Source organism: Frondihabitans peucedani (assembly GCF_039537585.1).
GTDB lineage: Bacteria > Actinomycetota > Actinomycetes > Actinomycetales > Microbacteriaceae > Frondihabitans > Frondihabitans peucedani.
In genome coordinates this window covers 48,874-75,078 of the sequence record NZ_BAABAU010000005.1, presented here as the reverse complement: position 1 = coordinate 75,078, position 26,205 = coordinate 48,874, and the positions used below count along the sequence as shown (strand labels likewise).

General features: G+C 71.2%; 18 protein-coding genes. 9 read left to right on the top strand and 9 right to left on the bottom strand.

Annotation, left to right across the window (positions count from 1 at the left end; translation table 11 throughout):
* The 3 genes from ABD733_RS16290 to ABD733_RS16280 are packed head-to-tail and all read right to left on the bottom strand — an operon-like array spanning window position 1 to window position 3,895.
* Window positions 1-1,059: an LLM class flavin-dependent oxidoreductase gene (locus ABD733_RS16290; protein ID WP_344798158.1), complete on the bottom strand. Its 1,059-nt coding sequence runs from the start codon at window positions 1,057-1,059 to the stop codon at window positions 1-3.
* Window positions 1,056-2,018: an ATP-grasp domain-containing protein gene (locus tag ABD733_RS16285; RefSeq protein ID WP_344798156.1), complete on the bottom strand. Its 963-nt coding sequence runs from the start codon at window positions 2,016-2,018 to the stop codon at window positions 1,056-1,058. Before ABD733_RS16285 ends, ABD733_RS16290 begins: the two co-directional genes overlap by 4 nt.
* A gap of 50 nt (window positions 2,019-2,068) precedes the next feature.
* Window positions 2,069-3,895, bottom strand: coding sequence for a hypothetical protein (locus ABD733_RS16280; RefSeq protein WP_344798154.1), 1,827 nt, complete (start codon window positions 3,893-3,895; stop codon window positions 2,069-2,071).
* Window positions 3,896-4,112: 217 nt separating this feature from the next.
* Between ABD733_RS16280 and ABD733_RS16275 the strand changes: the two genes are divergently transcribed.
* The 3 genes from ABD733_RS16275 to ABD733_RS16265 all read left to right on the top strand — a co-directional run bounded on the left by ABD733_RS16275 (window position 4,113) and on the right by ABD733_RS16265 (window position 11,324).
* Window positions 4,113-5,432 carry an LLM class flavin-dependent oxidoreductase gene (locus ABD733_RS16275; RefSeq protein WP_344798152.1) on the top strand — a complete coding sequence of 440 codons (1,320 nt, stop codon included), beginning with the start codon at window positions 4,113-4,115 and terminating at the stop codon, window positions 5,430-5,432.
* A 228-nt stretch (window positions 5,433-5,660) separates the two neighbouring features.
* On the top strand, window positions 5,661-7,979 hold the full coding sequence (locus ABD733_RS16270) for a LamG-like jellyroll fold domain-containing protein (RefSeq protein ID WP_344798150.1): 2,319 nt from the start codon (window positions 5,661-5,663) through the stop codon (window positions 7,977-7,979).
* A gap of 111 nt (window positions 7,980-8,090) precedes the next feature.
* Window positions 8,091-11,324, top strand: a complete 3,234-nt coding sequence (locus tag ABD733_RS16265; RefSeq protein WP_344798148.1) for a LamG-like jellyroll fold domain-containing protein — start codon at window positions 8,091-8,093, stop codon at window positions 11,322-11,324.
* A gap of 64 nt (window positions 11,325-11,388) precedes the next feature.
* Here ABD733_RS16265 and ABD733_RS16260 read toward each other — a convergent pair whose 3' ends face one another.
* The 4 genes from ABD733_RS16260 to metG are packed head-to-tail and all read right to left on the bottom strand — an operon-like array spanning window position 11,389 to window position 15,321.
* Entirely contained in the window at window positions 11,389-11,943 is a 555-nt protein-coding gene (locus ABD733_RS16260) for a hypothetical protein (protein WP_344798146.1), read from the bottom strand.
* Between the two features lie 2 nt (window positions 11,944-11,945).
* A complete protein-coding gene (gene rsmA, locus ABD733_RS16255; protein WP_344798144.1) occupies window positions 11,946-12,803 on the bottom strand; it encodes a 16S rRNA (adenine(1518)-N(6)/adenine(1519)-N(6))-dimethyltransferase RsmA in 858 nt (285 codons plus the stop codon).
* Complete coding sequence (locus ABD733_RS16250; protein ID WP_344798142.1) at window positions 12,803-13,747, bottom strand: TatD family hydrolase; 945 nt, start codon at window positions 13,745-13,747, stop codon at window positions 12,803-12,805. The genes rsmA and ABD733_RS16250 overlap by 1 nt, the downstream gene beginning before the upstream one ends.
* Window positions 13,744-15,321 carry a methionine--tRNA ligase gene (metG, locus tag ABD733_RS16245; RefSeq protein ID WP_344798140.1) on the bottom strand — a complete coding sequence of 526 codons (1,578 nt, stop codon included), beginning with the start codon at window positions 15,319-15,321 and terminating at the stop codon, window positions 13,744-13,746. The genes ABD733_RS16250 and metG overlap by 4 nt, the downstream gene beginning before the upstream one ends.
* Window positions 15,322-15,569: 248 nt before the next feature.
* Here metG and ABD733_RS16240 point away from each other — a divergent pair, with 248 nt between their 5' ends.
* Window positions 15,570-16,547 carry a type IV toxin-antitoxin system AbiEi family antitoxin domain-containing protein gene (locus ABD733_RS16240; protein WP_344798138.1) on the top strand — a complete coding sequence of 326 codons (978 nt, stop codon included), beginning with the start codon at window positions 15,570-15,572 and terminating at the stop codon, window positions 16,545-16,547.
* 166 nt (window positions 16,548-16,713) lie between these two features.
* Here the strand turns inward: ABD733_RS16240 and rsmI are convergent, their stop codons facing one another.
* Window positions 16,714-17,529 carry a 16S rRNA (cytidine(1402)-2'-O)-methyltransferase gene (rsmI, locus tag ABD733_RS16235; RefSeq protein WP_344798136.1) on the bottom strand — a complete coding sequence of 272 codons (816 nt, stop codon included), beginning with the start codon at window positions 17,527-17,529 and terminating at the stop codon, window positions 16,714-16,716.
* A 39-nt stretch (window positions 17,530-17,568) separates the two neighbouring features.
* Here rsmI and ABD733_RS16230 point away from each other — a divergent pair, with 39 nt between their 5' ends.
* Window positions 17,569-19,239 carry a dolichyl-phosphate-mannose--protein mannosyltransferase gene (locus ABD733_RS16230; protein ID WP_344798134.1) on the top strand — a complete coding sequence of 557 codons (1,671 nt, stop codon included), beginning with the start codon at window positions 17,569-17,571 and terminating at the stop codon, window positions 19,237-19,239.
* Window positions 19,240-19,245: 6 nt separating this feature from the next.
* Here ABD733_RS16230 and ABD733_RS16225 read toward each other — a convergent pair whose 3' ends face one another.
* On the bottom strand, window positions 19,246-21,102 hold the full coding sequence (locus ABD733_RS16225) for a thioredoxin domain-containing protein (protein WP_344798132.1): 1,857 nt from the start codon (window positions 21,100-21,102) through the stop codon (window positions 19,246-19,248).
* 105 nt (window positions 21,103-21,207) lie between these two features.
* On the opposite strand from ABD733_RS16225, the gene ABD733_RS16220 reads away from it, so the two are divergent.
* The 4 genes from ABD733_RS16220 to prpB all read left to right on the top strand — a co-directional run bounded on the left by ABD733_RS16220 (window position 21,208) and on the right by prpB (window position 26,201).
* A complete protein-coding gene (locus ABD733_RS16220) occupies window positions 21,208-21,921 on the top strand; it encodes a hypothetical protein (RefSeq protein ID WP_344798130.1) in 714 nt (237 codons plus the stop codon).
* Between the two features lie 225 nt (window positions 21,922-22,146).
* The gene (locus tag ABD733_RS16215; RefSeq protein WP_344798128.1) at window positions 22,147-23,700 is read left to right on the top strand and encodes a long-chain-fatty-acid--CoA ligase; all 1,554 of its coding nucleotides are present in this window, start codon (window positions 22,147-22,149) and stop codon (window positions 23,698-23,700) included.
* Window positions 23,701-23,763: 63 nt separating this feature from the next.
* Window positions 23,764-25,299: an MmgE/PrpD family protein gene (locus ABD733_RS16210; protein WP_344798126.1), complete on the top strand. Its 1,536-nt coding sequence runs from the start codon at window positions 23,764-23,766 to the stop codon at window positions 25,297-25,299.
* Window positions 25,299-26,201: a methylisocitrate lyase gene (prpB, locus tag ABD733_RS16205; protein ID WP_344798124.1), complete on the top strand. Its 903-nt coding sequence runs from the start codon at window positions 25,299-25,301 to the stop codon at window positions 26,199-26,201. Before ABD733_RS16210 ends, prpB begins: the two co-directional genes overlap by 1 nt.
* Window positions 26,202-26,205: the final 4 nt, after the last annotated feature.

Here is a 26,205-nt window from a genome sequence, read left to right as displayed (position 1 = left end):
TTATACGGCTGGGAGCGCCTCTCGAGCCGCACCCGACTCGGCCCTGACGAGCGGGATGACGTCGCGGGCGAAGCGCTCCATCTCCTCGACCTGCGGCGAGAACTGCAGAAGGAGCGTGTCGACGCCGGCCCGTTCGAACTCCAGGATGCGGTCGGCGACCTGGCGGGGCGTCCCGATGAACCTGGGGCGGAGACCGCGGTTCGACACCGAGTAGTCGCGGAGATCGGGCTGGTGCTCGAGGTGCGACTGCCGGATGAAGTCCTGGTACGACTCGTAGGCGGCGCCGTGGCTGACGTCGGTGATCCGGGCCAGCTCGGCCTCGGCCTCCTCCTCGGTGTCGCGGACGATCGCGTACGCGGCCATCCCGAACGCCTCGAACGGAGTCGATCCTGCGGCCTCGCGGCGAGCGCGCATGTCGTCGACCTTCGTGCGGAGCTCGTCGACGGTGCCGCCGTGCGTGAGGTACGCGTCGGCGAAACCGACGATCGCGGCCTTGCCCGCGGGGCTCTCGCCGCCGGCGTAGATGCGCGGCTGCACGTGCGGCTTCGGCTCGAGGTGGCTGTTCGTCAGGTCGTAGTAGTCGCCGTGGAAGTCGAACGGCGTCTCGTTCCAGAGGCCCTTCAGGATGTTCACGAACTCCGTGGAGCGCGCGTAGCGGTCGTCGTGCTCCGAGAAGAGGCCGCCGTACTGGCGCGACTCCTCCTCCCACCAGGCCGAGACGACGTTGAGCGTGAAGCGCCCGCCGGAGACCTCGTCGATCGTCGCGGCCTGCTTCGCGGCGACGGCCGGCAGGTGGTAGCCGGGCCGGATCGCGGCCATGAGCTCGAGCTTCTCGGTGACGGCGGCGATCGCGGCCGTCAGCGACCAGGCCTCGAGCGACGGCGCGGCCGTGCCCTTGATGTCGTTCAGGTTGAGCTCGGGGATCAGCGTGAGGTCGAAGCCGACCCGCTCGGCGGTCTGCACGACGCGCTTGATGTAGTCGAAGGTGACGGGCATCTTCTCGTCGTCGACGTTGCGGAGCCAGCCGCCGAAGATGGGGGTCCAGAAGCCGAACCTCATGCGAGCACCCCCGCCGTCTCGGGGTAGTGCGCAGCGAGCCGGGCGCCGAGGAACCTCGCGATCTCTTGAGGCCCCGACTTCTCGGAGGCCGCCTCCACTTCGGGGTTGTAGTTCGTGTTCGTGTTGACGTCGTAGACCACCTGGCGTCCGTCGACGGTCTCGATGAACTCCACTCCGGCGATCTCGATGCCGTTCGCCGACAGGAACTCGGGGAGGCGCAGGATCACGGGGTGCTCGGCGATCGGAGCGCCGTCGGCGGTCTTCTCCCGCAGCTGGAAGAGCGGCGCGGCGCCGGGCAGGGCGCAGGCGTCGGCCGGGCAGAACTCGAAGGTGTCGCCGGAGGTGTCGACCTGCACGGCGTAGACGAACTCGCCCCCGACGAACTCGGCGCGCGTGTTGAACGGCTGCGCGGCCTGGAGCAGCTCCTGGATGAGCGTGATGCCGTCGGGCGACGACTCGAACTCGGCGGAGTCGACCCAGGCGGCGAACTCCTCCTGGGAGTCCCAGCGGCGGACGCCGAGACCCTTGCCGCCCTGGTTGTGCTTCGAGATGAACGGCACGGGGAAGGTCGCGGCGACCGCTGCGAGGTCGCGGGTGCCGAAGACGGCGGAGGTGCGCGGCACGTCGAAGCCGAGCGACTGGAGGCCCAGGTGCTGCTGCACCTTGCTCACCTCGAGGTCGATCACGCCGCGGCCGTTCACGACGGGGCGGCCGGCCGCCTCGAGCCAGGACAGCGCGGCGCGGGTGTACTCCTTCGAGAACTCGTTGCCGCGGGTGTGCGCGCTGGCCGACATGCGCGACCAGTAGACGCCGGGGGCCGGCTCCGAGGTCAGGTCGATCGAGCCGTCGGTCAGCAGGAGCTCCTCGACCGGCACCCCCTCGGCCTCGAAGGCTGCTCGGAGGGGCGGGAACCACTCGGGGTTCTCGTGGATCACGTAGACGCGGGGGTGCTCAGTCACTCTGCAAGCCTAGGCACGCGCGCTGCATCCTGCGTCTGTGTTGCGTCCGGCTACGTCGCGTCGGTGGCAGGACGCGGGCGTCGACGACGCGCGACGACCAGCAGGACGCCGCCTGCCGCCAGCCCGCCGAGGCCGACCGCCAGCGTCGGCCAGGTGGTCGACCCGGTGAAGGCGAGTTCGGCGACGCCCGAGGTCGGCGTCACGCCTGCCGCCGCTCGGGGCGTTCCGGTGAGGTGGATGAGGCTCACATCGGTCGCGACCGAGAAGTCGGCCGTTTGCGTGCCGCCGCTCCGAGCTGCGAAGGCGGTCAGCAGGTAGTCGCCGGGCTCGCGGGTGAGCGTCGCCGACCACTGGCCGTCTGATCCGACCCGGACCGTTCCGTCGTCGACGGGCAGCGACGAGGTCGCGGCAGGATCACCGGTGCTCACCGCGGCAGGAACCACGCGGCGCGCGGACTCGGGCTGGAGCGGCGCCGGGTCGCCGGAGGATGCGAATAGAGCCGGGTAGAGGCCGCTGAGGTAGGTGAGCGCGTCGTCGCCCTTCTCCTCGTAGAGCACGATGTCGTCGCCGGGGGTTCCCGTGCCGGAGACCGTCATGTCGACGGCTCCGGTCGTCGTCGCGCTCGTTCTGCCGGTGACGGGGATGCCGTACTCGTCGATCACGCCGTCGAGCGTCTCGGGGAAGTCGTCGGCCGCGCGCGCCCTGCCCTCGGAGAGCTTCGCCAGGGCGACGACGCTGGATAGCTTCCGCTGGACGACGCCGACTGCGGGTCGGGCGGCCCAGTCGGTCGTCGCGATCGATCGCGCCGCGATCTTCGCGGACTGCGTCCGCGGCCGGTCGGCGCCGCGCGGAGCGACGCGTGAGGCGGAGGCGGACTGGGACTGGGACTGGGACTCGGACTCGGACTCGGACTCGGACGAGTACGTGTTCACGTACACCGTGTCGGTGCCGGGGTCGATCGAGGCGCTGAAGTCGAGACCGTCGTAGTTCGGGCTCGTGATGCGCGGCGGCAGAATCGCGCCGACCGGCGGCGACACCGTGAGGTCGACGGGCGAGGACTCGGCCGATTCGATCGTCGTCTGGTCGCCGTCGTCCGTGTACCGCGCAGCGGCTGCCGTGACGCTCACCGACCCGAACACCACGGAGTAGTCACCTGTCCACGTGCCGTCGGCCCCGACCACGATGGCGTCCGTGGGGCCGCCGTCGAAGTCCTCGTCGTCCCGGGACGAGTACAGGTCGATCGTGTCGCCCGGCGTGCCGGTTCCCGAGAACTCGATGATCGCGTTCGGTTGTCCGCCCGCGAACGGCGCTGGCGCGACGCGGTAGGTGCTGCCCGTCGAGGGGGCCAGGATCGTCGGCGTCTCGCTGGTCTCCGCATCGAAGGTCACGTCGAGATCGACCTCGGTGAGGGCGCGGCCGGCGCTCGTGCCGAAGAGGCTGAGGAACTGCTCGTAGCCCGCGTCGGCGGCGAAGGTCAACGGGATCGAGAATGACGAGGTCGTCGTGGTCGTCCGCGCGATCACGGCACCATCACTGTCCGTGACGGAGAGCCGCGACCCGACGGGAGCCGTGCCCTCGAGGGTGAGCGTGCGCGGCCCCTGGACCCGGACGGAGCCGTCTTGGTCCGGTCGGGGCGAGGTGAGGACGAGGTCGGAGGAGGTCGCGCGCTTGGGGCTGGGCGGACGCGTCGGGGTCGGCGACTGCGTCGGGGTCGGCGACTGCGTCGGGGTGGGGGACTGCGTCGGAGTCGGCGACTGCGTCGGGGTGGGGGTCGCCGCCGGCGCGGCGCTGGCGGGCACCGACACGAGGGCCGTGCCGCCGAGGCCGAGGAGGAGGGCTGCGGGAACGACGAGGAGGTGGCGCAGGGATGCTTTCATCACGGGAGACCGGGTGCTTTCGGCGTGAGTCGACGTGCGTTCCAGCGCTCCGACCCACCCCGAGCGAGGAGTCCCCCCGGTGATCGCGCGGGTGAGAAGAAGGTAGCACCGCCGGGCCGCGCCTCGGCACGCCCGCTTCCGGGGCCGAGTCGGGTCAGCGAGTCGTCGCGTTACGCGGTCCTGTCTGGCGCACGGACCGACACGGCATGCTGGGCTCATGGCACGGATGCAGCACTTCGGATGGTTCTTCGGGCGCGGGTTCGGCCCGCAGGGCTGGCTGCGCCCCGACTGGCACTGGAACCTCCCCTGGGACCGCCCGGGCCTCTACCAGTCGTCGGCCGCCGAGCTGGAGCGCGCCGGTCTCGACCTCCTGATCATCGAGGACAGCCTGTCGCCCGGGCCCGCGGAGCAGCTCGACCTCCGCGTCCGCGGAGCGCTGGGGGCCCCGAAGCTCGACCCGCTCCTCCTGACCCCCTACCTGTTCGCGGCGACGAGCCGCCTGGGAATCGCGCCGACGATCAACGCCGGCGTCTTCCCGCCCTACCTGGCCGCCCGGCAGTTCGCGACCCTCCAGCACCTGAGCGACTACCGGGTGGGCCTCAACGTCGTCACCGACGTCAAGGGGAGCCGGCACTTCGGCATCCCGGAGCTCGACCACGACGCCGCCTACGACCGGGCCGAGGAGTGGATGCACGTCGTCCGGCAGCTCTGGCACAGCTGGGCGGACGGCGCGGTCGTCGAGGACACCGACACCTGGCGCTACGCCGACGGCTCGAAGCTCGACGCCTTCCAGCACCGCGGCGACTACTTCTCGCTCGACGGCCCCCTCAACGCGCTGCCGTTCGACGACGAGGGCGGCGACCCCGTCATCGTCTCGCCCGGCGGCTCCGGCCGGGGGCTCGCGTTCGCGGGCCGCAACTCCGACGTGCAGCTCGCGCTCGCGAAACTCGACGTCGAGACCGTGAGGGCGTACCGCGCGAAGATCCACGCGGCAGCGGTGGCGGAGGGGCGGGATCCTGCGTCGCTCAGGATCCTCTTCGTCCTGACGCCGGAGATCGTCGCCAGCCAGGACGAGGTCGACCGCATCGTGGCGGCCTCGGCTCACCCGAGCGACGCCGACCTGCACGAGGTGATCGAGCGGCAGTCGATCATCACCGAGACCGACCTCACCGGCCTCGACCTCGACGCGCCCCTCGACCCGGGCGTCTTCGGGCAGCACGTCTCGAAGGGCAGCATCGGCGGCCTCGTCGGCAGCGCTCCCCCGGACACGCCGCTCCGCGAGCTGTTCGTCGCGAAGTACCGCAAGGGCAGGATCGCGGACGGCACCGGCTTCGTCGGAACGGTCGGCCAGGTCGCCGACTTCATCGAGCGGCTCGGCGACGACGCCGACAACGACGGCTTCATCTTCAACGGCGACCTGCATCCGGCGACCGTGCACCGCACTCTCGACGCGCTCGTCCCCGAGCTCCGGAGCCGCGGCATCCTGCGCCCCGAAGCCGGTTCCGGGGGCCTGCGGGCGAATCTGCTCGACTTCTGACCGGCTGCCGGCTGCGGAGTCGCGGTTCTACCACCGTTCGAGGGTCGCTTCTCCGGGCGAATCGAAGTAACCTCAGGATCACGCGACGCGCTTACCCGAGAGCGAAGCCCCTGCTTACCCGAGCACCTGCACCGTCTCACCGAGCGGTGCTGTCCGCAGCACGCTGATCCGTCAGCGCAGCCCTACCCGAGGCACCCCTTGGCTTCCTTCCTGTCCCGAAACAGGAGAATGCCCGCAGTTCTGATCACCCTGGCTCTCGTCGCCGGCACTGTCGCCGTCGCCGACTCGGCCAGGGCGGACTCGGCACCCGCCGATCCGAAGAACGCGGCCACTCCCACCACCGTCACAGCCGACCCGCTGCCGACCCCCCAGATCGACGGCGTCGTCTGGACCGAGCTCGTCGTCGGGAACACCGTCTACGTCGGCGGGAAGTTCGCGAACGCACGCCCGGCGGGAGCCGCCGCAGGAACACACACCGTCAAGCGGACCTCGATGCTGGCGTTCGACATCCGCACGGGCGCGCTCAACACCCGGTTCGCGCCGGTGCTCAACGGCGACGTCCAGGCGATCAGCACGGCGGCCGACGGGAAGCACCTCTACATCGGCGGCTCCTTCACCAAGGTGGGCAGTGCCGCCAAGAGCAGGATCGCGGAGATCGACGCCACGACAGGCGCCCTCACCCCCGCTTTCAAGGCCTCCGCCAACGGCACGGTGAAGAGCATCGTCCGCCGAGGCTCGACGGTCTACTTCGGCGGATCGTTCACCTGGTCGACCGGCAAGACCCGTCAGCAGCTCGCCGCCGTGAACGGGACCACCGGCGGGCTCTCGACCTGGACGCCGTCTGCGACCGGGGGCGTCGTCAACGCGCTGGCCCTCTCGCCCGACGGCAAGAAGGTCGTCGTCGGCGGGGCGTTCACGACGCTCGACAAGTCGGCGAACCCCGGGTACGGACTGGGAGCCGTCGACTCCGCGTCCGGCAAGAACCTCCCCTGGCATGTGAACTCGGTCGTCCGCAACGGTGGCAAGAACTCGGCGATCACCAGCTTGACCTCGACGAGCACCGGTCTCTACGGCACCGGGTACACGTTCGGCGACGGCGGCAACCTGGAGGGCGCGTTCCGCGCCGACTGGACGGCGGGCGACCTCACCTGGGTGGAGGACTGCCACGGCGACACCTACGGCAGCGCGGTCGTGGGCGGCGTCGTCTACATCGCCGGCCACGCGCACTACTGCGGCAACGTCGGCGGCTTCCGCGAGACATCGCCGGAGAGCCACCACCGGGCGATCGCCTTCTCGGCCACGGCGACCCAGAAGGTGGCGACGAACACCGCCTCCGGCCACGCCTACGCGAACTTCGGCGGGCGGCCGGCACCGTCGCTCCTCGACTGGTATCCCGACCTCACTCCGGGCACCTTCACCGGGAAGGGCCAGGCCGCCTGGACCGTGGCCGGCACCTCCCAGTACGTCGTCTACGGCGGAGAGTTCACAGCCGTGAACGGGAAGGCGCAGCAGGGGCTCGTGCGGTTCGCGACCCCCTCCCTCGCGCCGAACCGCGTCGGTCCGGTGTCGAGCGGGGCCGCCTTCGTCCCGCAGCTGACGTCTCCCGCGAGCGGCGTCGTGCGGGTGGGCTGGACCTCGAACGCCGATCCCGACAACAAGGCGCTCCGCTACGACGTCTACCGCGACGGCGACCCGACGCCCGTCTACACGACGACGAGGAACTCGTCGGTCTGGTTCCGGCCGCAGATCGGGTTCACCGACGCAGGGCTCGTGCCGGGGCACTCCTACGCCTACCGCGTGCGCGCGACCGACCCCTTCGGCAACACCGTGCTGGGCGACAACGTCTCGATCACGGTTGCCTCCGCCGGCCCCACCGGCTACGCGGCGGTCGTCACAGGGCAGGGGGCGTCGAACTTCTGGCGCTTCGGCCAGTCGAAGGGGAGCGCGGTGCAGGATCTCGCCGGCTACACGCCCCAGATCCTGACCGGCTACCCGACTGCGGGCGCCGCAGGGTCGAGCGTCGACGGCAGCACCGCGACGCAGTTCTCCGCATCCGCCACGACCACCGCCGCGACCGCGACGCCCTCCTGGCCCTCGGTGTCGACGATGTCGGTCGGCGCCTGGTTCCGGGCCGCTCCCGGTCACGGCGGCACCGTGGTCGACTTCGGCAGCAACAGCCCGCTCCTCTCCGACACCGTCGACCGGTCGCTCGCGGTGACCGCGAACGGCCTCCTCGCGTTCGGGATCCGGTCCGCAGGATCGCCCGTGCTCTCCTCCCCGAGGTCGGTCGCCGACAGCAGGTGGCACTTCGCGACCGCCACGGTCACCCCGACGACCATGACGCTCTACCTCGACGGCCGCGCCGTCGCCCGCAGGTCGGGCTCGTTCGCGCTCTCGCGGACCTGGGGCTACTGGCGCGTCGGCGGCGACACCCCCTGGCTCGGGGCCCACTACTTCACCGGAACCATCGACGATGTCTCGGTCTACCCGGCAGCGCTCACCGACGCACAGGTCGCCGCGCAGTACCGGGCCGCCACCGGCACCTAGGGCGCGCTGATCCTGCATCAGCCCACGCTCCACCCCCTGCACCACCGGACGAACGACCGAACAGACAGAGGCCACCTCATGGGGCGAGGCACCAGCACGACGATCCGGCGCGTGACGACAGCGCTCACCACGACGGCGGTCCTCGCCGCGGGGCTCGTGGCGATCGGAGGCCCGGCACACGCCGACTCCGCCCCCGCCGATCCGACCGACCCGAAGACGCCGGTCACCGTGACCACCGACGTCCTGCCCACACCGCAGATCGACGGGGTCGTCTGGACCCAGGCCATCTCGAAGGGCCACGTCTTCGCGGGCGGCGAGTTCACGACGGCGCGGCCGTTCGGAGCGGCGGCCGGCGTCAACACGGTCTCTCGCGCGAATCTCCTCTCGTACGACATCACCACCGGAATCCTCGATTCGGCCTTCACCGCGTCGACGAACGCGCAGGTGAAAGCGGTCGCCGCCTCCTCCGACGGATCGTCGCTCTTCGTGGCCGGCTCCTTCACCCAGGTCGACGGTGCGACCAGGACCCGGATCGCGAAGGTCGACGCGAAGACCGGGGCTCTCGTCTCGGCCTTCACCGCCACCGCGAACTCGACGGTCAACGCGCTCGCCGTCCGCGGCAACACCCTCTACCTCGGCGGCGCCTTCACCTCGGTGACCGCGACGGTCGGCGGAGCGGGTGTGTCGCGGGGCCAGCTGGCTGCGGTCGACGCGACGACGGGCGCGATCCTGCCCTGGAACCCGTCCGCGGTCGGCGGCAACGTGTCGTCGCTGGCGGTCTCCCCCGACGGCGGGAAGGTCGTCGTCGGAGGCGCCTTCACCACTCTGAACGGGTCGGGGAACCCGGGCTACGGGCTCGGCGCCGTCGACTCGACCTCGGGCGCGCTCCTGCCCTGGGCCGCCAACACGACGAAGGTCCGAGACGGCGGCTCGATGGCCGGGATCACGAGTCTCACCGGCGACTCCACCGGGGTCTATGGATCCGGCTACGTCTTCGGCACCGGAGGGACTCTCGAGGGGACCTTCCGAGCCGACTGGAACGGCGACCTGGTGTGGATCGCGGACTGCCACGGCGACACGTACTCGACCGCGGTCTCGTCGACCGCCCTGTACGCGACGAGCCACGCCCACTTCTGCGGCGACCTCCAGGGCTTCCAGCAGACGAACCCGAACTTCACGTTCCACCGAGCGACGGCCTTCAGCAAGGCGGCGACACTCACCCTGACGGCGAACCCCTGGGGCTCCACCTACACGGACTTCGCGGGCACGCCCGGTCCGTCGCTCCTGAACTGGAACCCGACGCTGACACCGGGGACCTACACCGGCAAGACGCAGGCGGCCTGGAGCGTCGCCGCGAACGACGACTACGTCGTGTACGGAGGCGAGTTCCCCACGGTCGACGGCATCGCGCAGCAGGGCCTCGTGCGCTTCGCCGTCCCGTCGATCGCGCCGAACAAGGACGGCCCCGTCGTCACCGGAGGCCAGTTCGTCCCGAATCTGACCTCGGTCCGGTCGGGCTCGGTCAAGGCGAGCTGGCTCGCCAACGCCGACCGCGACAACGGCACCCTCTCGTACGCCCTCTACCGCGACGGCTCGTCGACCCCGGTCTACACGACGACCGCCTACTCGACCACCTGGCTGCGACCCGAGCTCGCCTTCACCGACACCGGGCTGGTGCCCGGATCGACCCACAGCTATCGCCTCCGCGCGACCGATCCGTTCGGGAACACCGTCCTCGGCAACAGCGTCTCGATCACCGCCGCCTCGTCGCAGCCGAGCGGCTACCCGGGGCGCGTGCTCGCCGACGCTCCGTCCGACTTCTGGCGTCTGGACGAGACCAGCGGCTCGGCTGTCCGCGACTTCGCCGGGAACAACGACCTCGTCGCCGGCGCCGGCGTGACCCGCGGAGCGGCCGGAGCCGTCTCGGACGGCGACCGGGCCTCGACCTTCAACGGGACGACGACCGGCTTCGCCGCAACCCAGTCGCCGGTGGCCGCACCGCAGACCTTCACCGAGGAGGCCTGGTTCTCGACGACCACGACGGCCGGCGGCAAGATCCTGGGCTTCGGGGAGCAGTCGACGGGCGTCTCGACGCAGTACGACCGCCACCTGTACCTGTCGACGGACGGGCGACTCAACTTCGGCGTCTACAACGGCTCGCTCGTGACGCTGACGAGCCCGGCCGCTCTCAACGACGGGCACTGGCACCAGGCAGTCGCGACGCTCGGCTCGTCCGGGATGAACCTCTACGTCGACGGCCGGCTCATCGCCAGCCGGTCGTCGGTGAGCGCCCAGAGCATCCCCGTCGGCTACTGGAGGATCGGCGGCGACAGCACCTGGAACGGCTCGCCCTGGTTCGCCGGCTCCATCGACGACGTGTCGATCTACCCGGCCGCGTTGACGGCGGCTCAGGTCCAGGCGCACTACGCCAGCGCGACCGGTGCCTCGACGCCCCCGACGAACACCGCCCCGACCGCCTCGTTCACCCAGAGCGCCTCCGGCCTCCAGGCGACGTTCGACGGCTCCTCGTCGTCCGACCCGGACGGCTCCATCGCCTCGTACAGCTGGAGCTTCGGAGACGGAGCCACGGCGACCGGTGCGACTCCGACGCACGCCTATGCCGCTGCGGGCTCCTACTCGGCCTCGCTCACCGTGACCGACAACGGAGGCGCGACAGCGTCCACGAGCCGCCAGGTGACAGTCACGGTTCCCGCAACGTCCGGCACCGTCGCCTCCGACGCCTTCGGGCGCACCCTCTCGAGCGGCTGGGGCACTGCTGATGTCGGCGGCGCCTGGACGAGCGTGGGCAGCGCCTCCAACCTCTCCATGCAGACGGGGACAGGCAGGATCACGCTCAGCGGGCCGAGCGCGCAGGCCGGAGCGACGCTCGCCTCGGTCTCCCAGACCGGCGTCGACCTCTCCGTGACTTTCGCGCTCGCGCAGGCGGCGTCCGGCGGAGGCACCCAGGTGTCGCTGCAGGGACGGAAGATCGGGTCGAGCGACTATCGGGCGACCGTCCAGCTGACCGGCAGCGGGACGGCCACGGTCTCCCTGGTGGGCGCGGGCACGACCATCGCGAACCCGGTCCGCGTCGCAGGATCGATCGGCGCCGGGACCCGGATCAGCACCCGTCTCCAGGTCGTCGGCACCAGCCCCACGACGCTCCGGGCGAAAGCCTGGATCGCGGGCACGACGGAGCCGTCGGCCTGGATGGTGACGGCGACGAGCTCCGCTGCGGCGCTGCAGGCTCCCGGGTCGCTCGGGCTGCTCAGCTACGTGTCGGGGTCGTCGGCTGCCGGGGCGCAGAGCCTCTCAGTCGACGACCTGGTCGCGACGACGCCCTGAGGTCGGCGGTCGTCGGGGTTGCTCGCCTGGGATCCTCGCCTCGGGCCCTCGTCTCGGCCCGTCGTCAGGCCTGAGCGATGTCGCCGGCGACTCTGACGACCGTCTTCTCGAGGGTCTGGCGGAGCCCGGCGACGAGTTCGGGCAGCCGGATGCCCGACTGCACCAGCGAGATCGAGCAGCGGTCGCCGTCTGACGAGACGACTCGCGCGACGAGCAGGTCGCCGGAGCCGAGCGTCCACGAGGCGGTGGTGCGCTCGGGAAGGCGGTGGACCTCGTCGGGCTCGCTCTTCGCCAGGGCGGACAGGCGCAGGATCGCGGCATCCAGCACGGCCTGCTGCGCGCCGCGGATGCTCCTGCTCGCCGACACGGTGAAGGTGCCGTCGTCCTGCTCGCCCGGCAGCCGGATGCCGTGATCGTGCTGGTAGCGCACGGCCACCGCCTGCGCTCCCCACTCGGGCGCCTCGTAGACGTCGACGAGGAGCGACACGATCTGATCGTGCGAGAGCCGGGTCGCCGCTTCGGCGTCGAGGATCTCGAACCAGTCGCGGGCGCTCCGGCCGGTGCGCGCGGCCAGCTTGGCGTCGCTGAGGCCGCCTGCGGCGCTCGGGCTCCGGGGCACGGCTACTCCCCCGCTGCGGCCCGCAGTCGGACGCGCGCGATCGCGAGGAAGTCGTCGACCGTCAGCTCCTCGCCTCGCGAGGTCGGCGCGAGGCCGGCCTGCTCGATGGCGTCGGATGCCTCGGAGGAGGTGCCGAAGACGACCGACAGCGACTGCCGGAGCATCTTGCGGCGCTGCTGGAACGCGGCGTCGACGAGTTCGAAGGTCGCCGCGCGCTCGGCCTCGGTGCCTTTGGGATCGCGGCGGTCGTAGGCGACGAGGATGCTGTCGACGTTCGGCACCGGCCAGAACACCTGCCGCGAGACCTGCCCGGCGGTCGACCAGATGCCGTACCAGGCCGCCTTGATGCTCGGTGAGCCGTAGACCTTCGATCCTGGAGCTGCGGCGAGGCGGAGGCCGACCTCGGCCTGCACCATCACCAGGCCCCGCGTCAGGGAGGGGAAGTGCTCGAGGAAGTGGAGCAGGACCGGCACCGAGATGTTGTAGGGCAGGTTGGCGACGAGGTGCGTCGGCTCGGCGGGGAGCGCCGTCACCCGCATGGCGTCGTCGACGACGACGGTGAGGTCGGCGTCCGGCTGCAGGAGACGCACCGTCTCGGGGAGCTGCTCGGCGAGACGCTTGTCGATCTCGACGGCGACGACCCGGGCTCCCGCTTCGAGCAGGCCGAGGGTGAGGGAGCCGAGGCCGGGACCGATCTCGACCACGGAGGTGCCCGGGGCGACCTTGGCGGTGGCGACGATCCTGCGCACCGTGTTGCCGTCGTGGACGAAGTTCTGGCCCAGCTTCTTGGTGGGCTGGATGCCGAGGAGGTCGGCCAGGTCGCGGATCTCCGCGGGACCGAGCAGGGCGGAGGACGCCATCAGGCGTCGACCGTGATGGGCTCGGACTCCCAGGTGCCGTAGACGAGCTCGGTGTTGGAGGTGATCTGCGCCGCGAGCATCGACGCGTCGGTGCCCATGGTCTCGGCCATCGACCGGAGGGTGAGCGGGATCAGGTAGGGCGAGTTGGGGCGGCCTCGGAACGGTGTCGGGGTGAGGTAGGGGGCATCGGTCTCGACGAGGACGAGGTGCCGCGGGGCAGCGACGAGCGCCTCTCGCAGCGGTGCGGCGTTCTTGAACGTGACAGTGCCGGCGAAGGACATGTACCAGCCGTTGTCGGCGCAGATCGCTCCGAGCTCGGGTCCGCCCGAGAAGCAGTGGAAGACAGTGCGGGCCGGTGCTCCGACGCGCTTGAGGGTCGCGACGACGTCGTCGTGCGCGTCGCGGTCGTGGATCTGCAGCGCGAGATCGTGCTTCTTGGCGATCTCGATGTGCGCCTCGAAGGACTCGATCTGGGCGGCGCGGATGCGGTCGGCGTCGTCGCCCGCGGTGTCGAGCCGGCTCCAGTCGAGGCCGGTCTCGCCGACGGCCCGGACTCGCGTCCGTCCTGCCAGCTCGTCGATCTCTGCCAGAGCGTCGGCCAGCCGGCCCTCCGCTGCGTACCGGGGCGCCTCGTTCGGGTGGATCGCCACCGCTGCCAGCACCCGGGGCTCACGGGCCGCAATCTCGGCCGACCAGCGCGAGGTCTCGAGGTCGTTGCCGACCTGCACGACGCCGCGGATGCCGACGCTCGACGCTCGGTCGAGGTGCTCCCGGTAGTCGAGTCCCTCGCCGTCCTCGATCTCGAGGTGCGTGTGGTTGTCGTAGACGGGGACCGTCAGGGCCGGCGGCAGGGGCGGATAGCTGAGGTCGCGCTTCTGCCCGCCGGACTCGTCGCTGCGTCGGCGGAGGTGGGCCGCGTCGCCCGCACCGTTGCTGTCACTCACGCTGTCGCCGGCTCCGGCTGCTCGATGCGCGGGAACAGCGTCGACGGCAGAGGCTCGACCGACGGGGCCGACGACCACTCCGGGGCCCGGTCGATGTTCTGGCTCGTGAGCTCGCCCTGTCCGATGGAGGCCCAGAGCTTGTGAGCGGCCTCGGGGACGAACGGGCTGAGGAGGACGGTCAGTGTACCGAGCCCGCGGAGCGCGGTGTTCAGCACCGTCGCGAGCCGATTGCGCTGCGCCTCGTCTTTGGCGAGGGCCCAGGGCTCCTGCTCGGTGATGTAGCCGTTCAGCGCGTCGACGAGCTCCCAGATGCTCGAGACGGCCTCGTTGATCGCGAAGCGCTCGATGGCCTCGTCGGCCGCGGCGGTGACTCGCACCTCGGTCTCTCGGATGGCCAGGTCGACCGCCTGGAGCTCGGCCGCCACCGGCACGGTTCCGTCGAAGTAGCGCGTGATCATCGCGATGATGCGCGACGCCAGGTTGCCGAAGCCGTTGGCAAGCTCGGCCTGGTAGCGCGCCGAGATGTCCTCCCACGAGAAGTTGCCGTCTTGACCGAACGTGATGGCCCGCATGAAGTAGTACCGGAAGGCGTCGACACCGAACGTCTCGGTGATCTGCTGCGGAGCGATGCCCGTCAGCTTCGACTTCGACATCTTCTCGCCCCCCACCAGCAGCCAGCCGTGGCCAAAGACGTGCTTCGGCACGGGGAGGCCCGCGGCCATGAGCATGGCGGGCCAGATAACCGCGTGGAACCGCGCGATGTCTTTTCCGACGATGTGGACGGCGGGCCAGCGCCGCTCGAAGTCGGCACGCTCGGAGGGCTCGCCGTACCCGACCGCGGTCGCGTAGTTGAGCAGCGCGTCGAACCAGACGTAGACGACGTGCGCGTCGTCCCACGGCACCTTGATGCCCCAGTCGAACGAGGCCCGCGAGATCGACAGGTCACGGAGTCCCTGCTTCACGAACGACACGATCTCGTTCCGGACGCTCTCGGGCTGGATGAAGTCGGCCTGCTGCTCGTACAGGTCGAGCAGCGGCTTCTCGAAGTCGCTCATCCGGAAGAAGTAGTTGCTCTCCTTGAGCAGCTCGACCGGTTTGGAGTGGATCGCGCAGACCTGCTGCCCTTCGAACGGCCCGGTGCCGTCGACCAGGTCGGACGGCTGCTTGTACTCCTCGCAGCCCACGCAGTAGAAGCCCTCGAACTCGCCCTGGTAGATGAACCCGTCGTCGTAGAGCTTCTGCAGGAACCGCTGCACGCCCGTCTCATGCCGAGTGTCGGTGGTGCGGATGAAGTCGTCGTTCGAGATGTTGACCGTCTGCAGCAGCGGCTTCCACGACTCCTCGACGAGCTTGTCGGCCCACTCCTTCGGCGTGACGTCATGGCTCGTGGCCGTCCGGAGGATCTTCTGGCCGTGCTCGTCGGTGCCGGTCAGCAGCCAGGTGTCGTCGCCCCGCTGGCGGTGCCAGCGCGCGAGCACGTCGGCTGCGACCTCGGTGTAGGCGTGGCCGATGTGAGGGACATCGTTGACGTAGAAGATGGGCGTGGTGATGTAAAAGGAGTCGCCGGCGGGCATGTCGTCAATACTAAAGCGCCGGGTAGCGCTGTGACGCCGGTTCGGGGCGTGGGCGGGCGGCGGCAGGAGTCGGCGGGTCGGCGGAGCGCCGCCCACTCCTGCGGGCACCCGCCGACCCTGCCCCGGCTTCGTCGGCTCGCTCCCGATGAGCTGCCACGACTCCTCCACAGCGCCGCCTCCACGACCCGGTCTCCCCAGATCGGGTCGGGCGGCCGCGCAGGATCACGCCGCTCGGGCATCGTCTCGGCATGACCTCACACGCCGCCTCCTCCCTGTCCCTCCGAACGAGCGCCGACCTCGCCGAAGCGGGTGTCGCCCGGTGGCAGCAGACCCTCGCTGTCCGGCGCGGCGAGCTCGAGCGCGTCCGGCGCGGCGTCTACGTCGACGCCGAGGAGTGGCTCGCGACCTCGCCAAGGCAGCGCGTCGTCCTGCAGGCCCGGGCCGCGGCGACGAGTCGCCGGGCGACGCCCCTCTTCAGTCATGCGACGGCCGCGATCCTGCACGGCCTGCCTCTTGTGGGGCCGCCTTCCACCGACCTCGACGTCCTGCTGATCGGCGCCACGGGAGGGCGCTCCGAGAGCGGGATCAGGGCCCACCGCTCTCGCAACGCGGCCGAGGCGGTCGCGCCCGCGGGCCTCGACGACATCAGGGTGACGACTCTGGAGCGGACCCTGATCGACGTCGCGGCGACCGTCGCTCTCCCCCTCAGCCTGCCGATGCTCGATCACGCCCTGCGGCTCGGCTCGACGACGATCCCCGACCTGCGCGCCGAACTGCGGCGGCGGACGTCCCTTCGAGCGCGGACCCGGGTGACCCGGGCGGTCTCTCTCGCCGATGGGCGGGCAGCGAACCCCGGCGAGTCGTTCAGCCGTGCGCGGATCCTCGACGCGGGGTTCGCAGCGCCGGACCTCCAGCGACCGTTCGTCTCGGGCGACGGCTCGCGGGCCGTCGTCGACTTCTACTGGGATGCGGTCGACCTCGTCGGCGAGTTCGACGGACGCCTCGAGCACTCCCGGGCAGACGGATCGGGCGACCCCGACGCCCTCTGGGAGGAGAAGCGCCGAGAGGATGCCCTGCGCGCGGACGGGCACGGCATCGTGCGCTGGGGCTGGGACGACGCCTGGCGCGGGGAGCCCCTGCGACGGCTGCTCGAGCGGGCCGGTGTGCCGCGTGCCACTTCCGCCGCCCCGCGTGGGCGGTCGCGACGCAGTGCTGGTGCGGCGTGAGGGCCTGGCGCGGGCGGCGCGCCTGGCGCCTCCGCTGTCTGGCCCGCAGCTGTCGGCGGGTGCTCGCCGCAGTGGGCCGCTCCCCGGAGACCCGCCCACACCTGCGAGCACCCGCCCACCCGCGCCGACCGGCGCCAGAAGCAGCCCACCACCCGCAGCACCACCCTCAGCGCGCGGCGAGCGCCCCCTGGTACAGGTCGCGCTTCGACAGTCCCGTCGACGACGAGACCTCGGCGGCGGCGTCCTTCAGGCGGTCCCCGGCGGCGACGGCCGCGAGCACGAGCTCGACCCCCTGCGCGAGGTCGACCTCGCGCTCCTCGGCGCCCTCGACGACGATGCAGATCTCGCCCCGCACGCCGTCCGCGGCCCAGGCCGCCAGCTCGGAGGCGGTGCCCCGGCGGACCTCCTCGTGCAGCTTCGTCAGCTCGCGGCAGACGACCACGCGCCGGTCGGCGCCCAGCACCTCGGCCACGTCGCCGAGCGACTCCGCGAGGCGGTGCGGCGACTCGAAGAACACCATCGTGCGCCGCTCGGCGTCGAGGGCCCGCAGGATCCTCTGCCGGTCGCCCTGTTTCCGCGGAAGGAAGCCCTCGAAAGTGAATCGGTCGGTCGGCAGCCCGGAGACGGCGAGCGCGGTCAGCACGGCCGAGGGGCCGGGCAGCGCGGTCACGGTCACCCCGGCTGCCGCTGCGGCCTCGACGAGCGGGAAGCCGGGATCGCTGATCGCGGGCATGCCCGCGTCGGTGAGGACGAGCACGTCGGCGTCGCGGGCGAGCTCGACGACCTCGGCGGCGCGCTCGCGCTCGTTGTGCTCGTGCAGGGCGATGAGTCGGGGACGATTCTCGATGCCGAGAGCGCGCATCAGGTGAACGGCCGTCCGGGTGTCCTCCGCGGCGATCACCTCCGTGTTCGACAGCGCTTCCACCAGCCGCTTGGAGGCGTCTCCGAGGTTGCCGATGGGGGTTGCGGCGAGAACGATCACCCGACCATTCTCCCTGTCCCTGCCCTCTACGATGGCCGAATGACCCTGAGGCCCGGTGACGACTTCGACCAGCTCGTCGAAGAGTCCCCGGCTCCGGCTCCCGCTTCGGAGGGGGCCGGGCGTCACGCCGACGCCCTGCGCGAGCCCCGGCTGACCCGTCTCGACGCGTGGTGGGGACGGGTGCTCTCGACCCCGACCAGGCAGCGGGTATGGGCCTGGGGCGGGCCGGCGCTGGTCACGCTGGTGGCGGCGATCCTGCGCCTGTGGCATCTCGGTCACCCCGATGCGCTCGTCTTCGACGAGACGTACTACGTCAAAGACGCGTGGACCCTGCACAACCTGGGCTACGAGGGCACCTGGCCGAACGACGTCGACGGAAAGTTCGCCGCCGGTCAGACGAGCCTCTACACCTCGGCGGCGGAGTTCATCGCGCATCCGCCGCTCGGCAAGTGGCTGATCTCGCTCGGCATGTGGGCCCTGGGCCCGAGCAATCCCGCCGGGTGGCGGCTCAGCACGGCCATCGCCGGCACCGTCGCCGTCCTGCTCGTCACGGTGATCGCGCGGCACCTCCTGAAGTCGACGCTGCTCGGCGTCCTGGCGGGGTTCTTCCTCGCCATCGACGGCCAGGCCATCGTGATGTCGCGGGTGTCGCTGCTGGACAACTTCGTGATGCTCTTCGCACTGATGGCGTTCGGCGCGATCCTGCTCGACCGGCACCGGACGAAGCGGAAGCTCGACGAGTGGGTGGTCCGGATGGACCACCGGGGCCGCGACCTCGCCTGGGGCCCGGCGCTCTGGAACCGGCCGTGGCTGATCGTCGCGGGCCTCCTCCTCGGAGCGGCCACCGGGGTGAAGTGGAACGGCCTCTACTTCCTCGCGGTCTTCGCCGTGTACACGATCGCCGTCGACATGGCGGCCAGGCGACGCGTCGGCGTCGAGTTCTGGGGCACGGGCACGCTGTTCAAGCAGGGTCCGGTCACGTTCGTCCTGATGATCCCGATCGCCGTCGTCACGTACGTCGCGACCTGGACCGGCTGGTTCGTGACGAAGGGCGGCTACTACCGCGAGTGGGTCACCTCGGCTCCCGGGCTGCACTGGACGGGCGCCCTCGCGTGGGTGCCCGACGTGGTGCAGAACTTCTGGCACTACCAGGCAGGCATCTACGCCTTCAACGTCGGGCTCTCGACTCCTCACCCCTACCAGGCGAATCCGCTGCTGTGGCTCCTGATGCAGCGCCCGACGAGCATGTACTACCTCGGCCTGACCACCGGCCAGGAGGGGTGCACCGCCGACCGCTGCGGCCAGGCGATCACGGGGATCGCCAACCCGCTGATCTGGTACGCGGCCGTCATCGCCTGCCTGTACCTCGTCTACCGGCTGGTCCGCCACCGCGAGTGGCAGTCGGGCGCGATCCTGATCGGTGTGGCGGCGGGCTACGTGCCGTGGTTGATGTACCTGAACCGGACGGTCTTCCAGTTCTACACGATCGCCTTCGAGCCCTACCTCGTGATCGCGCTCGCGGCCGCGCTCGGCCACATCCTCGGCCGGCGCACCGACGACGAGATCAGGAGGCTGAGCGGCATCCGGGTCGTCGGGATCCTCGTCATCGTCGCCGTCCTCCTCACCGCCTTCTACTACCCGATGTGGACGGCGATCCAGGAGCCCTGGTCGTTCATCAACCTCCACTACTGGATCCCCAGCTGGAAGTAGCCGCTCTCACACCTGCGCGACGAGCTCCTCGAGCGAGGTGACCGGCAGCGCGCAGACGAAGTCGCGGCAGAGGTAGGCCGTGTCGGAGCCACCCTGGGCGACTCGCCCGTCGAACAGGTCGAAACCCGCGTCCGACCACGAGGCGGCGGCGGCGGGCGACACCACGACGGACGCCAGCCCGGGCCGGAACCAGGCGTGAGCGAAGGAGGTCAGCCCGGATCCTGCGCCGCCCGGGGAGACGACCACGAGCTGCGTCGCAGGAGTCGCGAGTCCGGCCGCCACCGAGAGCATCGCCCCGAAGGCGGTCGGGTTCTCGACGGCCCGCTCTGACACCAGGGCCACCGCGCCCTCCGAAGCACGGCGGTATTGCGGCTCGTGGACGAGCTGGGCCAGCGTCGCCGCCGCAGACGCGATCGCGCTGAGCCCCGAGGGATACGCGCCCTCCGACGGGTCGCTCGCGAGGCCGAGGCCCTGCGCGGCAAGGACGGGGTCGCCTCCGCCCGGTGCGGCGAAGACCCTCTCGTCGCCGGTCAGGCAGGCGTCGACGAGAGGGCGGGCCTCTGCCGCGTACCGGGGCTGCCCGGTGGCCAGGGCGAGACGCAGGATGCCGTCGGCGAGCATCCCGTAGTCCTCGAGCGTCGCGACCGCGGTCGACACCCCGCGCTCCGTCGCCGCCCGGAGGAGCGTCCCGTCGGCCGAGCGGTGGCGGGCGAGGAGTCGATCGGCCGCTCGCACCGCGGCGGCGGTCCAGTCCGGCCGGTCGTGGCGGGCCCCGGCTTCGGCGAGAGCGCCGATCGCCAGGCCGTTCCACCCGGTCAGCACCTTCTCGTCGACGCGCGGGGGTGCCGCCTCGCGCCGCTCCTCGACCGAGAGGGCGTAGTAGGCGCCCTCGCCGAGCTCGCTCTCGCTGTCCTGAGCGGAGCCGAAGCCGCCGTCGGGGCGCTGGAGGGTGCCCAGCAGGAACCCGGCGATGCCCGTCGCCGCCTCGGTCGCCGCGGCGCTCTCGTCGCCCTCGGTGAGAGCGGAGAGGCGCGAGTAGGCGGTCAGGAGCAGGGCGTTGTCGTAGAGCATCCTCTCATAGTGCGGCTCGTGCCAGTCGCGGCGGACCGCGTATCGGAAGAACCCGCCCTCGACGGGGTCGCGGAGCGGCGAGGCGGCCATGGCTCCGAGGGTCCGGCGGACGATATCCCGGGCCGCACCGTCACCGCGGGCAGCGAGGTCGACGAGCAGCAGCTGCACGGGAGCGATCGGGAACTTGGGCGCCCGACCGAAGCCGCCGAACTCGTCGTCCTCGAAGGAGGCCAGCCGGTCGACGATGCCGGACAGCTGCTCGGCCGTGGGCAGGCATCCTGCGCTCGCGGACTGCGACGACGCGAGAGCCGCAGCGATCTGCGACGCGTTCTGCTCGACCTCGTCACGGCGTCCGGTCCAGGCGTCGGTGACGGCGTCGAGCACCTGCGAGAAGGAGGGTCGGCCCTGCACGGGGACCGGGGGGTGGTAGGTGCCCGCGTAGAAGGCCCGACCCTCAGGGGTCGTGAAGACAGTGAGCGGCCAGCCCAGCTCGGAGGTGAATGCGGAGGCCGCCGCCAGGTAGCTGGCGTCGACGTCGGGGTGCTCCTCGCGGTCGACCTTGATCGCGACGAAGCGCTCGTTCAGCTGTTCGGCGATCGCAGGATCGCTGAAGCTCTCGCGCGCCATGACGTGGCACCAGTGACATGTCGAGTACCCGATCGACACCATCACGGGCACGCCCCGCCGGGCCGCCTCGGCGAACGGCTCGGGCCCCCACTGCTGCCACGCGACGGGATTGCCGGCGTGGCTTCGGAGATACGGGCTGACGGCGTCACCGAGGGCGTTCGACATCCGTCCACGCTACGCGCACCGGCGAAGAATCGACGATCGGGCGATATGAGATGTATCGTGAGGATAGCTCTGGCGAATGGCCTGACCGAGGACGAGGATGACCCCATGGAGCAGACGATGAAGTCGCAAGCACTCGACACCCACGGCGCCTCTCTCGACACCGGAGCAGCTCTCGCGGCCGGGGGCGGTGTGGCCTTCATCGCGGTGACGCACCTCCTGCCCTCCGGCGCGTACTACCTGCTCCAGCCGGCCCTCGGCCTCGTCGCGGCGCTCGCCGGCTTCGCAGCCTTCGCCGCCCTCGCGTTCGGCATCCCGCGCGTCGGAGCGCACCGACCGACCGGGCTCGTGGGCACCAGCCGCCTCACCCGCTGGTCCCTCGTCCTGAGCGGCGCCCTGCCCCTGGCGACCGCTGTCGCACTGCCTCTGCTGCCGCGCGACTCCGATGAGCTGTTCGCCCCCGCGGGCCGGATCGCCTCCGGAGCCGTCGGGGCCGCGAGCTACGCCGCCCTCCTCGCCCTGCTCCTCGCTGCCGTGTCGGTCTCGTGGTCTGACGGCGCCTGGCGGACCGCGCGCACCGCTCTCCGCGTGCTCGCCGTGATCGCCCTGGTGCAGACACTCCTCCCGCTGCCGCTGCTGCAGCTCGACGCCGACTCCCTGCAGGTCGCAGGGATCGCGCTCACCTGGATCGAGCGCCTCTTCGCCCTCGCCTCGCTCGCCGTCGGCATCGGCCTCGCCTGGCCATGGCTCGCGCCCCGCGTCGCCCGGCTCGCGGCACGGGCGACTGCCGCTCGCGACCGCTGGGTCGACTCGACGCCCTGACATCCGCCAGCCGCCCAGCGGGCGGACGATCAGGTGATTCGAGCACGCGGTCCTCGCGGCCACAAGCATGCACTCGTATGATTCGACGAAGAAGGGCTCCGGGCGGAGCAGCGACAGGATCAGTCGCCGCGGCCCGGCCAGTCGGACCGACAGACCAGTCGCACCGCCTCCGCCCTCCGAACCACTCCGCAGCACTGCCGTCACCGTCGACGAAAGAAGAGCCCGATGAGCCACACCTCCACCGCCTCGGTCGCATCGATCCTGAAGGAGTCCGCCGACCGGTTCCCCGACGAGGTCGCAGTCACCGTCGGGCCGGTCTCCACGACGTACTCCGAGCTCTGGGATCAGACCCGCGCCTACGCGGGCGCCCTCCGCCTGAAGGGAGTGACCGAGGGCACCAGGGTCGCGATGCTGGTGCCGAACGTCGCCGACTTCCCGCGCGTGTACTACGCGGTCCTCGCGCTCGGGGCCGTCGCCGTCCCGATCCACGCCCTCCTCAAGCAGCACGAGATCGAGTACGTGCTCCGCGACAGCGGCGCGACGATGCTCGTCTGCGCTGCCCCGCTCCTAACCGAGGGCGCTCCCGGCGCAGGCCTCGCCGGGGTCGACGTCGTGACCGTCCTGGCGCCAGCCGACGCGGCCACCGGGTTCGACCGCCTCGAAGCGCTCGCGGAGGCCGCCGAGCCCCTCGACACGTACGTCCCGCGCGACCCGTTCGACACCGCGACGATCCTCTACACGAGCGGCACCACCGGCCAGCCGAAGGGCGCCGAGGGGTCGCACTTCTCGCTCCTCGAGCAGGCCAACGTCCTCCTGCTCAGCACGTTCCAGATGACCGCGGGCGACAAGGTCCTCGGCGCACTCCCCCTGTTCCACACCTTCGGCCAGACCTGCACGATGAACGTCGCGTTCCGCGCCGGTGCCACGGTGGTCATGGTCCCGAAGTTCTCCGGAGACGCCGCCCTCCAGGTCATGGCCGAGCAGGGCTGCGACATCTTCATGGGCGTCCCGACGATGTACATGGCGCTGCTCGACGCCGCCACGCGCTCGGACGCCCGCCCCGCCCTGAAGTACGCGATCTCGGGCGGCGCAGCACTGCCGGTCGCCGTCATCGACCGCTTCCGCGAGGTGTACGGCGCCGAGATCCACGAGGGCTACGGCCTCACCGAGACCTCGCCGGTCGCGACCTTCAACCACGTGGGCAGGACGCCGCGGCCGGGGACGATCGGCACGCCGATCTGGGGCGTCGACGTCGAGATCGCCGACTCCAGCGTCGCCGACTCGGTGGTCCTGATGCCGAGCGGATCCATCGGCGAGATCGTGATCCGCGGCCACAACCTGATGAACGGCTACCTCAACCGGCCGGAGGACACGGCGCACGCGATCGTCGACGGCTGGTTCCGAACGGGCGACCTCGGCACCAAGTCGGACGACGGCTACATCACGATCGTCGACCGGACGAAGGACATGATCATCCGCAACGGCTACAACGTCTACCCGCGCCAGGTCGAGGAGGTCCTCGCCGCGCACCCGGACGTCCAGATGGCAGCCGTCTTCGGCGTGCCGCACGAGACCCACGGGCAGGAGATCGAGGCGGCCGTCGTGCTCCGCGCCGGCGCCACGACGACGCCGGAGGAGCTCATCGCCTTCGTCAGCGACGAGATCGCCGCCTACAAGTACCCGCGGGTGGTCCACATCCTCGATGCCCTGCCCCTCGGCCCGAGCGGCAAGGTCCTGAAGCGCGAGCTGGTGACGCGGTTCGCCCCGGCGCACGCGTGATCCTGCACCCGAGCCGCCAGGAGGCGCGCAGGATCCCGAGACGGGCGGCCTAGAGTGAGCCGGGTGAGGCTCAACGAGGTGCAGGTCCATCGAAGCGGCGACGACTTCGCCCGAGACGACGAACTCGCGTGGAAGATCGCGACCGTCGCCGCCGACCCGGTCGCGGTCGACGCCGACGTGACTCAGATGATCGTCAACCGCGTCATCGACAACGCCGCGGTCGCCACGGCGTCGCTCCGGCGGCCGCCTGTCGTCGCGGCCCGCTCGCAGGCGGAGGCGCGGCCGCTCACGGGCGATCGACCCGAGGGCAAGCGGGGCGCGACCGTCTTCGGCACCGCCGCCGACCGGCGCTTCGAGCCGGAGTGGGCGGCCTGGGCGAACGGTGTGGCGGTCCGGGAGCTCGATTTCCACGACACGTTCCTCAGCGCCGAGTACTCGCACCCCGGCGACAACATCCCGCCGATCCTGGCCGTCGCCCAGCACACCGGGCGGAGCGGCGCCGACCTCGTGCGCGGCATCGCGACCGGCTACGAGATCCAGGTCGACCTCGCCCGGGCGATCAGCCTCCACCAGCACACCATCGACCACGTCGCGCACCTCGGCCCGAGCGCAGCCGCCGGCATCGGGACGCTCCTCGGCCTGGACACCGAGACGATCTACCAGGCCGTCGGCCAGGCTCTTCACACGACGACGGCGACGAGGCAGTCCCGCAAGGGCCTCATCTCGACCTGGAAGGCGTACGCACCGGCCTTCGCCGGGAAGCAGGCCGTCGAGGCCGTCGACCGGGCCATGCGCGGGCAGACGAGCCCCTCGCCGATCTACGAGGGCGAGGACGCCGTGATCGCCACCCTCCTCGACGGACCGGGCGCCCTCTACCGGGTGCCGCTGCCCGAGGTCGGCGAGCCGAAGCGCGCGATCCTCGACACGTTCACCAAGGAGCACTCGGCCGAGTACCAGGCCCAGGCGTGGATCGACCTCGCCCGGCGGCTCGGCCGGGAGCGGCCGGAGCTGAGCGACCCCGAGCGCGTCGAGGGCATCGTGCTGCACACGAGCCACCACACGCACAAGGTGATCGGCTCCGGCGCGAACGACCCGCAGAAGTACGACCCGCGCGCGAGCCGCGAGACCCTCGACCACTCCATCCCCTACATCGTCGCGGTCGCCCTCCAGGACGGCGAGTGGCACCACGAGCGCAGCTACGCGCCGGAGCGCGCCCAGCGCGCCGACACCGTGGCCCTCTGGCGCAGGATCACGACGGCCGAAGACCCCGAGTGGACGCGGCGCTACCACTCCCTCGACCCTCGCGAGCAGGCCTTCGGCGGCCGCATCGAGGTGCGCTTCACCGACGGGACGACCCTCGTCGACGAGATCGCGGTCGCCGACGCGCACCCGCTCGGCGCGAGGCCGTTCGGCCGGGCCGACTACGTCGAGAAGTTCCGGACCCTGGCCGAGGGCGTCCTCGACGACGCATCGGTGGACGCGTTCCTCGACGCGGCGGAGCGCCTCCCCGACCTCCAGGCGGACGAGCTCGCCGCACTCACGGTCACTCCCCCGGCCGGCTACCTCGACGGCCTGGCCGTGCCGCAGGGACTCCTCTGATGCTGTACTCATCGAAGACCCCCGCCGAGAAGCGCGTCGCCCTGCGTCAGGCGCTCGCGGGGCCCGGGCTCGTCCGGTTCCCGGGCGCGTTCAACCCGCTGAGCGCGAGGCTCATCGAGAGCAAGGGCTTCGAGGGCGTCTACGTCTCGGGCGCCGTCATCAGCGCCGACCTCGGACTGCCCGACATCGGCCTCACGACCCTGACGGAGGTCGCGACGCGGGCCGGGCAGATCGCGCGGATGACCGACCTGCCCTCGCTCGTCGACGCCGACACGGGCTTCGGCGAGCCGCTCAACGCCGCGCGCACCGTGCAGACGCTCGAGGACGCCGGCCTCGCCGGCATGCACCTCGAGGACCAGGTCAACCCGAAGCGGTGCGGACACCTCGACGGCAAGAGCGTCGTCGACCTCGACACGGCCGTCAACCGGATCAAGGCGGCCGTCGATGCGCGCCGCGACGCGAACTTCGTCGTCATGGCCCGGACCGACATGCGCGCCGTCGAGGGCTTCGCGGCCGCAGTCGACCGGGCGAAGGCCCTCGTCGACGCGGGAGCCGACGCGGTCTTCCCCGAGGCGCTCGAGGGGCTCGCCGAGTTCGAGGCGATGGCCGAGGCGCTGGACGTTCCGATCCTGGCCAACATGACCGAGTTCGGCAAGGGCCGGCTGCACACGCAGGACGAGCTCCGCGACGCCGGTGTGCGCATGGTGATCTACCCGGTCACCCTGCTGCGCCTGGCCATGGGCGAGGCCGAGCGGGGGCTCGACGAGATCATCGCGAGCGGCACGCAGGAGGCCCTGCTCGACCGGATGCAGCACCGAAGAGACCTGTACGACCTGATCGACTACGAGGGCTATTCGCAGTTCGACGACACCGTCGCCGGCTTCACCGTCACGAAGGAGTAGACGC